The sequence below is a fragment of the Sphingomonas sanguinis genome (genome assembly GCF_019297835.1).
GTDB lineage: Bacteria > Pseudomonadota > Alphaproteobacteria > Sphingomonadales > Sphingomonadaceae > Sphingomonas > Sphingomonas sanguinis_D.
In genome coordinates, this window is the sequence record NZ_CP079203.1 from 3,953,967 (window position 1) to 3,965,058 (window position 11,092).

At 66.8% G+C, this 11,092-nt stretch carries 7 protein-coding genes; 6 read left to right on the forward strand and 1 reads right to left on the reverse strand.

Annotation, left to right across the window (positions count from 1 at the left end; all coding sequences use genetic code 11):
• Positions 1 to 77: 77 nt before the first annotated feature.
• The gene (locus KV697_RS18290; protein ID WP_257575435.1) at positions 78 to 2,282 is read left to right on the forward strand and encodes a hypothetical protein; all 2,205 of its coding nucleotides are present in this window, start codon (positions 78 to 80) and stop codon (positions 2,280 to 2,282) included.
• Here KV697_RS18290 and KV697_RS18295 read toward each other — a convergent pair.
• Complete coding sequence (locus tag KV697_RS18295) at positions 2,279 to 3,142, reverse strand: alpha/beta hydrolase (protein WP_257575436.1); 864 nt, start codon at positions 3,140 to 3,142, stop codon at positions 2,279 to 2,281. The two genes, KV697_RS18290 and KV697_RS18295, sit on opposite strands and share 4 nt — an antisense overlap.
• Before the next feature lie 243 nt (positions 3,143 to 3,385).
• Between KV697_RS18295 and KV697_RS18300 the strand changes: the two genes are divergently transcribed.
• The 5 genes from KV697_RS18300 to KV697_RS18320 all read left to right on the forward strand — a co-directional run bounded on the left by KV697_RS18300 (position 3,386) and on the right by KV697_RS18320 (position 11,084).
• Positions 3,386 to 5,914 carry a putative bifunctional diguanylate cyclase/phosphodiesterase gene (locus KV697_RS18300; RefSeq protein WP_219019397.1) on the forward strand — a complete coding sequence of 843 codons (2,529 nt, stop codon included), beginning with the start codon at positions 3,386 to 3,388 and terminating at the stop codon, positions 5,912 to 5,914.
• Between the two features lie 19 nt (positions 5,915 to 5,933).
• Positions 5,934 to 6,851: a bifunctional helix-turn-helix transcriptional regulator/GNAT family N-acetyltransferase gene (locus KV697_RS18305; protein WP_219021498.1), complete on the forward strand. Its 918-nt coding sequence runs from the start codon at positions 5,934 to 5,936 to the stop codon at positions 6,849 to 6,851.
• Positions 6,848 to 7,387: a GNAT family N-acetyltransferase gene (locus tag KV697_RS18310; RefSeq protein WP_219019398.1), complete on the forward strand. Its 540-nt coding sequence runs from the start codon at positions 6,848 to 6,850 to the stop codon at positions 7,385 to 7,387. The genes KV697_RS18305 and KV697_RS18310 overlap by 4 nt, the downstream gene beginning before the upstream one ends.
• Before the next feature lie 109 nt (positions 7,388 to 7,496).
• Positions 7,497 to 8,471 carry a LysR family transcriptional regulator gene (locus tag KV697_RS18315; RefSeq protein WP_219019399.1) on the forward strand — a complete coding sequence of 325 codons (975 nt, stop codon included), beginning with the start codon at positions 7,497 to 7,499 and terminating at the stop codon, positions 8,469 to 8,471.
• Between the two features lie 315 nt (positions 8,472 to 8,786).
• Complete coding sequence (locus KV697_RS18320) at positions 8,787 to 11,084, forward strand: TonB-dependent siderophore receptor (RefSeq protein WP_219019400.1); 2,298 nt, start codon at positions 8,787 to 8,789, stop codon at positions 11,082 to 11,084.
• Positions 11,085 to 11,092: the final 8 nt, after the last annotated feature.

The following is an 11,092-nucleotide window of genomic DNA, read 5'->3' on the forward strand; positions in this document are numbered from 1 at the left end:
GGATCGACTATCGAAAGCGGCGTCCAGCAGGCATAGGGACCGGCAGACTCACTTCTTCCAGCCCTTCGGATAAGCCCATGATCGTAATGGCAGCAGCATTTGCGGCATCCTGCGTGACGGCGGGGGTGGGGGGTGAGGTGGCGGCCGACCTGCTGGGCCGCCGGATCGCCGAGCGCGTCGCGCATTGCGGCGAGGTCCGGGTACTGGTCGCGCCGTCGGGGACGGTCGCGGCGGCGTTGCCTGCGAAGCTGCGCAGCCGGTGGCGTCGGCCGACGGGGCTGGGCCGTGAAGGCTTTGCGATCCGGCGGGTGGGGCCGGTCACGGTGGTCACCGCCGATGCCACCCGAGGGCTGGTCTATGGCGCGGGATGGGTGTTGCGGCATCTCGACGTGGCGGGAGGAACCGCGCGGCTGACCGTCAAGAAGCCGGTCGATCAACGGCCCACTTATGCGACGCGGCTGACCCAGATCGGCTATCGGCCCAAGAACAACAGCTACGACGCCTGGACGCTGCCCATGTTTCAGCGGCGGATCGAGGATTTCGCGCTCTGGGGCGCCAGCGGGGTGCAGATCATCGCCCCGGTGTCGGACGACGATGCGACCGGGCCACTCTTTCCCGCTCCGCCGCGCGAGACACTGGCGGGGATTTCCGCGATCACCCACCGGCTGGGGCTGGATGTCGCGCTCTATTATCCCGAGCTGGGCGATTACGAAAAGCCCGGCGTGGTGGCGGCGGAGGTCGCGGCGTTCCGGCGGGTGCTCGCCGATCTTCCGTATGTGGATGCGTTATACGTGCCCGGCGGCGATCCGGGGCATACGGCGCCCGCGCGGCTGTTCCCGCTGGTCGCGCAGCAGGCGGCCTTGCTGCGCGCACGCAATTCGAATGCGCCCGTCTATATCTCGTCGCAGGGCTTCGACGCCGCCGGGTTCGAGGCGTTCTACCGCGAGCTGGACAAACAGCCCGACTGGCTGACCGGCGTGTTCGTCGGCCCGCAGACCCGCGATCCGCTGTCGGTCGAGCGGGCGCGGATACCGGCGCGCTATCCGCTGATCCTCTATCCCGACATCGCGCATACCATGCACGCGCAATTCCCGGTGCCGCGCTGGTGGCCGGAGTTCGCGCTGACCGAGGGGCGCGAGCCGATCAATCCGCGCCCCTCCGCCTATGCCCATGTCTTTGCCCGGTTCGCCCCGCTGACCGCCGGGTTCATCACCTACTCCGAGGGGGTGAACGACGATTTCAACCAGTTCCTGTGGTTCCGCATGGGCTGGAATCCGAAGACCGATCCGCAGGTATTCGCGCAGCGATATGCGCGCGTGTTCATCGGCGATCCCCGCGCGGCGGCGCTTCCGGCGGCGCTGGAGGCGAATTGGGTTGGCGACCCCGCGACCAATGCGACGATCGATGCGACGCTGCGCCTGGCCGATCAGGTCCGGCCCGCCGCTTTCGCCGACTGGCGGATCGATGCGCTGCGCTACCGTGCGGTCTATGACGCGCTGGTCCGCCGTCGCACCATCGCGGCGCGGGCGCGGCGCGCGGCGACGCTGGCCGCGACCAGCCCGGATCAGGCGCGCGCGATCCTGGCGACCGGCGACGGACCGGAGGTCGCGGCCTTGCTCGACCGGCTCAATGCGCTGGCCGAACGTCTGTGGCAGAAGGCGCGGCTGCAACTCAGCGTCAAGCGCTATGGCGCGTCTAATATCGAGCGGGGCGCCAATCTCGACCGTGCCGATGTCGACCTGACCGGCCGTGCCTGGATCGAGGCGCAGACGGCCAAGGGCTGGCCGATCCCCGACCGCAGCCGTCGGGCGGAAGGCGCGCTCTATGACGATCTGGGCCGCCCGGATGCCGAGCCGCATCTGGTGCGCGGGGCGGGTTTCCTCGCCGATCCGCAATTCTTCACCACGGCCATCGACGGCATCGCCGACCGCATCCCGGCGGACGGCTGGTGGCCGGGCGAGCTGGACTATGCCGAGACGCTCTACGACAGCCCGCTCCGGCTGCATTATGACGGGCTGGACCCGCGCCGGGGCTATCGCCTGACCATCACCTATGCGGGCGAGGACTATACGCTGCCGATGCGGCTGGTCGCCAACGGGCATATCGTGTTGCAGGAGCATTTCGTCCGCACCGCCAACCCGATGCAGGTGACGATCACCATCCCGCGCGAAGCGACGGCGAAGGGTACGCTCGATCTCGCCTGGACCCGCCCGCCCGGCATGGGGGGCAGCGGTCGCGGCAAGCAGGTCGCGGAGACCTGGCTGATCCCGGACGCGCGTTAACGCGTCACCTGTCGCACGAAGGTGGCGACATCGGCCACCACCGGCGCGCGACCGCGAAAGGGGCGGGCGACCGACAGGATCAGTCCGACATGGCCGAGCTTGGGGTAGGAACGCAGCGTCACCGGCACGCCGCCCGCCCGCAGCCGGGCGGCCAGCGCTTCGCTGTTGCGCGGCTGGACCGTCTTGTCCTCGCCCCCGACCAGCAGCAGCGCGGGGGGATCGCCCGCTCCGGCCCAATGGACCGGCTGGGTTTCCTCCGGGCGCGGCCAGGTGCCGAACGCCGCGCGGGCAACATCCACGTCGAAGGGGGCGAAGTCATAGGGACCGGCCAGCCCGACCAGCCCGCGCACCGCCTGCCGGTCGCGGCCCAGCCACCGATCGTCGACCGCCAGCATCGCCGCGATATAGGCGCCCGCCGAATGTCCCATCAGCACCAGCTTCGCCGGATCGCCGCCGAAGCCGGCGATATGGCCCTCCGTCCAGCGCACCGCCGCCGCACCGTCCTCGACAAAGGCGGGATAGCGCACGGCGGGGACCAGCCGGTAATCGGGGATCACCACGACGAAGCCCTGCGCCGCCAGCGCCCGGCCCACAAAGGCATAGCCGCTGCGCGTCCCGCTGTTCCAGCTGCCGCCATAGAAGAAGACCACGACCGGCCGCTGGCCCGGCGCGGGGGCACGCGGCGCATAGATGTCGAGCGTCTGCCGTGGGTCGGAACCATAGGGTCGCGCTTCGGCCACCCGCCTGCCGCCACCATCCTTGGGCACCAGCCTGTCGAAGGTGGTCAGCGGCGAACAGGCCGCGATCAGCAGCGAGAGCGAGGCGGGAAGCGATCGGGCGATCCGATGAAACATCGTCATACCTCTCCATGCCCAAAGCCCGCTCCGACCGCCAGAGACGTGGCGATTCCGTCGGCGAAAGCGGCTGCTTTTTCGATCGTCCGGAAAAAAGTCATCATGGTTTCAAGGGCCTGAAATACGGAGATTGACGACGGCGCGGAAATACGGGCAGGGCACGGCCGGGGTAAGCGGCGGGAGCGGGGAGCTCTGCGGGATTGGCCGTCTTGTTTCCATCACATCACACGGGGTTGGGGACGGGGCGGCATGAAGGCCGGGAAGCTGTTATCGAAATGCGGGGCGTGGTGCCTTGCCGGGCTGTTGCTGCTGGCCGCCCTGATGCCGGGGATGGCATCGGCCGAATCCGTCGATCTGCACCGCACGGTCTGTAGCGCCACGCTGCCCGACGACGCCACCAATGCCGGGATCGTCGATGCCCCCTATCGCTGCGAGGCGCAGGCGCCGACGCGAGGAGCGGAGTGGCTGTGGCTTCGCCTCGATACGTCGCAGCTGGGGTTCCTGCCCGCCAATTGGGATTTGCTGATCGACCAGGCCCGGTTCGACCGGATCGCCATGCTGGTCGTCACGCGCGGCGGCACGATCCGGCGGTCGCTGTCCTATGCCGAATTGCGGGATCACTGGACGCCCGGCGGGCTGCTGAAATTCGTGGTTCCCACGCCGGGTCGCGACGTGCGCGGGCTGTATATCGGTTTCCGGCAGATCGACGACCTGTCGCTGATGCGCAAGGTGGTGGCCCGGCCCGGCAGCGTCATGAACGGCTCGGATGTCGGCTGGCTGGTGCTGATGGGTCTGTTCACGGGCACGCTGCTGTCGGCGTTCCTCTATAATCTGGTAATCCATGCCGGGCGGCGGCCCGCCTTTCAGCGCTGGTATCTGCTGTGGGTGGCGGTCGCGCTGGTCTATGGCCTGATCTGGACCAATATGGCGGCGCTGGTCATTCCCTGGCTGGTCGGGCCGGTCGCGGTGCGCATCTGGTTCGCGCTGGTCGGGCTGATGGTCGCGGCGTGCAACATGTTCTTCTTCTCGGTGATCGAGGACGGGGTGCTGCCGCCCGGCCTGATCCGGGCGGGGCGCTGGCTGGCGATCGGCGGCGCGGTGTTCGGCGCGCTGGCCGCCGCCGATACCTTGCTGCCGCCGGTGCTGACCGACCGGCTGCTCAATTACGACATTGCCGCAACCTCGGTCCTGATCGCTTGGTCCTGCTTCGTCGCGGCACGGCGGGGCAGCCGGGTGGTCTGGTTCTACATGATCGGCTGGAGCCCGGTCATCACGCTGTTCGTCCTGCGGCTGGCGCGCAACCTGGGCTTCGTGCGGCAGAATGACGCGGTCGACATGGCGACCTTCCTGGCGCTGGCGTTCGAGGCGTTGGTGCTGTCGCTGGCCATCGCCGACCGTTTCCGCCGCATCCGGCGCGAACTCGACCATGCCCGCCAGCGTCGCGAGATCGACCTGGCCGAGACCAAGACACTACGCTTGGCCGCGCAGACCGACTTCCTGACCGGGCTGGGCAACCGCGCCGCCTATCAGCAGCAGGCCAACGCGCTAATGAAGGCGTCGATGCCGTTCAGCCTGTTCCTGATCGACGTCGATTATCTGAAGGACGTGAACGACCGACTGGGCCATGCCAGCGGCGACATGCTGCTCTGCCATGTCGGGAACGCGCTGGCCGGGGTCGTCCGCTCGATGGCCGATGTGCGGGTGTCGCGGATCGGTGGCGACGAGTTCGCGATCCTTTGCCCCGGCGCGCTGCATGTCGAGGCCGATCTGGCCGAACGGATCGCCAGCGTGCAGGGCGAGCAATGGCATCCCCGCGACCGCAGCCGGACCATGTCGCTCAGCATCGGGTCGGCGCGTTATCCCGACGATGCCGACGCGCTGGACCTGCTCTATCACGATGCCGATCTGGCGCTTTACACCGCCAAGAAGCTGGGGCGCGGGCGCTATGTCCGGTACGACCCGCTGCAGCGCAGCCTTCAGGATCTTCAGATGGCCTTTGCCGGAGAGGCCGAGCAGGCGCTGGAGCAGGGCGAGTTCCTGTTGTGCCTGCAACCCATCGTCTCGCTGGAGACCGAGGCGGTGTGCGGGCACGAGGCGTTGCTGCGCTGGAACCATCCGGTCCATGGCATGATGAGCCCGGATCGCTTCGCCGACGTGCTGGTCGCCGAGCGGATCGGCCTGCGTATCCAGGACCATGTGCTGGAGCTGGCGCTGATCGCGCTGCGCGACGGGGGCGAGGGGCTGGGCGTGCTGTGCGTCAACTTCACCTCGGCTCAACTCGCCGGGCCGCGCTCGGCGCGGGCGGTCCTGGAGCGTTTGGCCCATCACGGCGTCGCGCCCGCACGGCTGTGCGTCGAGGTCACCGAGGGCGTGATGCTCGACCGGGGGGCGGACAGCATCCTGTCCAGCCTGCGCATCCTGCACGAGGCGGGCGTGTGCATCGCGCTCGACGATTTCGGCACCGGCTATGCCTCGCTCGTCCATCTGCGCGACCTGCCGGTGGACCGGATCAAGATCGACCAGTCCTTCGTCGCCGGGCTGGACGAGGCCGATGGCGGCACCTTCCCGATTGTCAGCGCGATCATCGGGCTGGGCGTGGGCCTGGGCAAGGTGGTGGTCGCCGAGGGGATCGAGACCGAGTGGCAGGCCGAGCGCCTGCGCGAGCTGGGCTGTCGGCTGGGGCAGGGCTATCGCTACGGCCACCCGGTCCCATTGGCAGCGATCACCGACAGCCATCCCGTCCCGCGAATTCAGGGAAAACTTGACTCGGTCAACTAATCTGATCCAGCATGGCGGTATGGAGCATCCAGACGTCACCGCCGTCCGCCGGTTCAACCGCTTCTATACCCAGACGATCGGTGCGCTCGACGCCCGCTTTCTGGGTACCGAGGCCAGCCTGCCCGAGGCGCGGCTGTTGTTCGAGATTGCGACGCGCGAGCCGGTGACGGCCAGCCTGTTGCAGGAGGCGCTGGGCATGGATGCGGGCTATCTCAGCCGCTTGGTCGCGCGGTTCGAGGACCGCGGCTGGATCGTCCGCGTCCGCCGCGACGATGATGCCCGCGCCCGCGACCTGCGCCTGACCGAGGCGGGGCGCGCGGTCTTTGCCGTCGTCGACCAGCGCCAGAGCAACGCGGTGGGCGATCTGCTCGCCACGGTCGAGGGGGCGGAGCGGCGCGAACTGGTCGAGGCGCTGACGCGGGCGCGGCTGCTGCTCGACCCGTCGTCGGGCGGGGCGTTCGTCATCCGACCGTTCCGCACCGGCGAACCTGCGCTGATCGCGGCACGCCAGTCGGTGCTCTATGCCGAAAGCTACGGCTGGACCGGGGAACTGGAAGCGATGCAGAGCGAGGTGGTCGCCGCCTTCCTGCGCGATTACGATCCCGCCCGCTCGCAATGCTGGGTGGCCGAGATCGACGGCGTGATGGCGGGGGCAGTGTTCGTCACCGATGAGGGCGAGGGGGTGGCGCGGTTGCGGCTGTTGCATGTCGAGCCCTTTGCCCGCCGCCGAGGGGTCGGCGATGCGCTGGTCGGCCGCTGCGTCGGTTTCGCGCGCGACGCGGGTTATCATGCCTTGACCCTGTGGACTCATACGGTGCTGGAACCCGCACGGCGGCTCTATGCCGCCCATGGTTTCACCTGCATCGAAACCGCGATGCACGAGCATTTCGGCGTCCCGCTCCAGGGCGAGACCTGGCGGCTGGAGCTGGAGGCATGAGCGCCGGGCCGACCATCCGCCTCGCGACCGAGGGCGATCTGGACGCGCTGCGCCATGTGATGACGCTCTCGATCGATCACGGGCAGGCCGCGGTGCTGAACCCGGCGCAGGTCGTCGCCAGCCGGACCGTGATGGGGCTCGATACGCAACTGGTGCGCGACGGCACCTATTTCGTCGTGGAGGAGGCGGGCGTGCCGGTCGGCTGCGGCGGATGGAGCCGCCGCGCGACACTCTATGGCGGCGATCACAGCACCAAGCTGCGCGACCCGGCGTTGCTCGACCCCGCCACCGACGCCGCGCGCATCCGTGCCATGTATACCCATCCCGATCATGTCCGGCGCGGGATCGGCCGCATGATCCTGGACCGCTGCGAACAGGCGGCGCGGGCGGAAGGCTTTGCTTCCGTCGAACTGATGGGCACGGCGGGCGGCGTCCCGCTCTACGCCGCCTGCGGCTATCACATGGTCGAGCATGCCGATGCGCAAGTGGACGGGGTGGTTGTGCCGTTGACCCGGATGCGCAAGGCCCTGGGCTGAGCTATTCGGGCGGCGCCTGGACTGGCGCCAGCCGGAGGGCTTTATCCTGTCGGGAAAACTGGCATCATGCGCAGGGCGAAGCGTCGATATTCCGGCATAAAGGCAAAGCGTGGCGAGCAACGATCGATCGACGGCGTCGGAAAATGGAGGTGCCGGTCCGGCCGATGACGTGCCGGTGCGCAGGTTGAACCTCAACCTTCTCTATCCGCTCGACGCCATTCTGCACGCTCCGACGCTGACCGAGGCGGGGCGTCGGGTCAGCCTTAGCCAATCAGCGATGAGCCATGCGCTTCGCCGCCTGCGCGACCATTTCAGCGACGATCTGGTGATCCATGGTGCCGGTGAGGCGCATCTGACGCCGCTGGGGCAGGCATTGCGGCCCGAGGTGCGCCGGATCATGCGCGAGGTGGAGGGGGCCTTCAACTATTCGATCGCCTTCGATCCCCTGACCACCACCGAGACGATCACCATCGCGGCGAACGATACCAACGAGCAGATGCTGCTCGGACCGGTGCTGCGCAGCCTGTCGACCCTCGCGCCCGGTTTGCAAGTGAGCGTGATGCCCCTCGATATCGAGCGGCCCGCACGATCGCTCGAACTTGGCGCCGACCTGTTGCTCCTGTCCGGGGATATGGCGGTCGAAGGGCTGGAGACGATGCCGATCCTGACCGACCGGGTGAGTTGTCTGGTCTGGGACCGGCATCCCGAGTTCCAGGACCGCCTTGGCGTTACCGAGGCGCAGTACCGGGCGGCACGCCATATCGTGGCGCGTGGAGGGGAAACGACGGCGTTCGCGCTCGACCAGAATGGCATCGATATGCTGCGCGCGCGACGCATCTGCGTCCGCACCACGTCCCAGGCGACTCTCCCCGCGATCCTGATCGGCAGCGATCTGGTCGCCACGGGGAGTTCCTGGGTGTTTCAGAACTATGCGTCGATCATGCCCCTCAAGGTGTTGGAAGCACCCTTTGCGCGGCGCGATATCGTGCTCGTCGCGCAATGGCCACGCAACCGCCACGATCCGATGCTGAGTTGGTTCGTTCGCCAAGTTAAGGGCTATTTCGCGCAACACTATAAGGTGTGAGTCGCAGCATCGAATTGATTCATGCGCCCATGAACATTTCGAATTTGCCTGTCACGAGAGTGACGCATAGCAAGTGACGTGACGGAAAAATCCCCGCCGCCACCCTCGGGCACGCGGACAGGGGATACCCGTCAGCAGGAGGACGGCCGTGGCCGTGATCGCTGAGATAGCGGCCGCATGTTCGCCGAGAGGCGTGTTCGTTTTTTCACAGGGTTTCGCTTGATCGGGCGTGTGGCCATGGCTGCGCGCGGGGTGGCGCGTGGCCGTGGGGGGAGGGGTTGCATGTTTGGTGTGGCTGTAAATACGCGGTGTCTGTTGAGTGCGGCGAGCCTGGGTGTGCTCGCGATACTGGGGGTGGCAGGGCCACAGCCTGTCAGTGCACAGGCCGTTCGGAGCGGCGAGATCAACGTGCCGAGCCTGCCGATGGCGCAGGCGATCGAGCAGATCGCGGTCCAGTCCGGCATCCCGATCGATTACGATCCCGACGCGGTGAAGGGCCGCACCTCCCATTCCGTGCGCGGTGCTCGAACGGCCGAGGCCGCGATACAGCAAGCAACGCGCGGGTCGGCCCTCGCCACGGTCGCGGGCGCCAATGGTGGACTGACGGTGGTCAACGACATCGTGGTCATCGCCCAGCGTGACGAAGCAGAGACCAGTGCGCTGGTGCGCCAGGCGACGACCTCCGACCGCAACGGCTTGGGCCTGCGCAATCAGCCGCGCAACACCCAGGTCATCACCGCCAAGACGATCGAGGAACAGCAGGCGCTGAACATCACCGACATTCTGCGCAATGCGGGCGGCGTGTCGGCCCTGGGCAATACGCCCAATTCGGGTGCCACCTATACCATTCGCGGCTTTTCGGCCGGTGGCCTGGTCAACGGCCTGACGACCTCGTCGCAATATGGCGTCAGCGCCGGGGCGGATCAGCCCGTCGCCAATATCGAGCGTGTCGAGGTGCTGAAGGGGCCGGACGCCTTGCTGGCGGGGTTCGGCAATCTTGGTGGCAACATCAACGTCGTGACCAAGAAGCCAAGTGCCGAGGAGCGGCTGGCCGTCAGCTTCGACACCGGCTCCTACGGACTGGCGCGCGGTGTCATCGATGCGAACAACGCGATCACTGCCGACAAGAAGCTGTCGGCGCGCGTCATCGGCAGTGCGCAGACGATGGACCGGAATTACGGCGGCTATACCGGCAACAAGGATTGGCTGTTCGCGCCGTCGCTGCGGTACAAGGATCGCCTGACCGATATCATCGTGGGCGCGAGTATCAACGAGGCGATTGCCGGGATCGGCGCCTTCACGCTGTTCGACCCCAAGACGCGCCAGATCATCGATCGCGATCCGTCGGTACCGATCTATGCGGCCAATTCCGGTATTCGGATCAGCACCCATCGCTTCTACCTCGATGCGACGCGACAGATCGTACCGGGCGTCGAACTCGTCGTCCGGGGGATGCACGACCAGACCGAGCTGACGACCCGTGCCGCGAATGTCGGCTATAGTCGGGCCGGACTTCCGATCGCCGACACCCAGGGAGGGCGGCAGAACGGCGATGCCAATGCGATCGACGGGTTCCTGCGGGTCAAATCCGATGTCGGTGACTGGCTGAAGGCCAGTTTCAATATCGGCTACAACTATAGCGACGGCTTTACCGCGCAGCGCAACGGACTGGTCTATAACCGGGCGACGCTCCCTTCGTTCGACGTCGCACCGATCGTTGTGAAATGGTCGCCGATCGGCAACGTGCAGATCCAGACGTCAGGCAAGCAGGAGGGCGTCTATGGCCAGGGTTTGCTGGAATTCTGGAAGCTGAAAATCCTGGGCGGCGTTCGCAAAAACTGGTTCGAGACGGCGACCCAGACCTTTTTCGCGGGGCCGAGCAAGGTCAACCTGCAGCGCAAGAATGGCACGTCGCCGTCCCTCGGCGTCATCTTCGATGCCACGCATAATCTCTCGGTCTTCGCCAATTACGGGCGCGGAGAGCAGGCGACGTTCACGGCGGCGAAGGATGGCAGCATCCTGCCGAACATCATCACGACCAACAAGGAAGCGGGCGTCAAGTTCGACCTGTTCGACAAGCGCGCCACGATCAACGCATCCTATTTCGATATCCAGCAGGACAATATCATCGTCCGCAATCCGCTCGACCCGACCGATCTTCGCGCCGGTCCGGGGCAGCGTGGTCGGGGTATCGACCTGAATATCGCCGGACAACTCATGCCGGGCTGGACGGTTCTCGGCTCGCTGACCCGTACGAAATATTCATTGCTCACGGTCAACGCGCTCCAGACCGTCGTCGCGCAGCAGCCACGCGACACCTACAGCCTCTACTCCGTCTATCGGTCGAGGATCGCGGATGGCGTCAGCGGAGGCTTTTCGGGCGGCCTTTACGGACGGTCCAGCTCCTATGCCAATCAGCTGGGCCAATATGTCGTGCCGCCATCGCGGCAGGTCGACGTCAACGGCTTCCTGAGCGTCAGGGGCTTCGACATCAATATTGGCATCCGCAATATCTTTGACCGGCGCAATTACGGCTCGGCTTCGGTCTTTACCTATGTTCCGGTCGCCGAGCCGCGAAACGTGCGCATCACCATCTCCAAGCGCCTGTTCTGATAGGTTTT

What these genes read in the sequence shown, in the direction of transcription:
- KV697_RS18300 (WP_219019397.1), top strand. Translation starts at nt 3,386, where the DNA reads ATGAAGGCCGGGAAGCTGTTATCGAAATGCGGGGCGTGGTGCCTTGCC.
- KV697_RS18305 (WP_219021498.1), top strand. Translation starts at nt 5,934, where the DNA reads ATGGAGCATCCAGACGTCACCGCCGTCCGCCGGTTCAACCGCTTCTAT.
- KV697_RS18290 (WP_257575435.1), top strand. Translation starts at nt 78, where the DNA reads ATGATCGTAATGGCAGCAGCATTTGCGGCATCCTGCGTGACGGCGGGG.
- KV697_RS18310 (WP_219019398.1), top strand. Translation starts at nt 6,848, where the DNA reads ATGAGCGCCGGGCCGACCATCCGCCTCGCGACCGAGGGCGATCTGGAC.
- KV697_RS18295 (WP_257575436.1), bottom strand. Translation starts at nt 3,142, where the DNA reads ATGACGATGTTTCATCGGATCGCCCGATCGCTTCCCGCCTCGCTCTCG.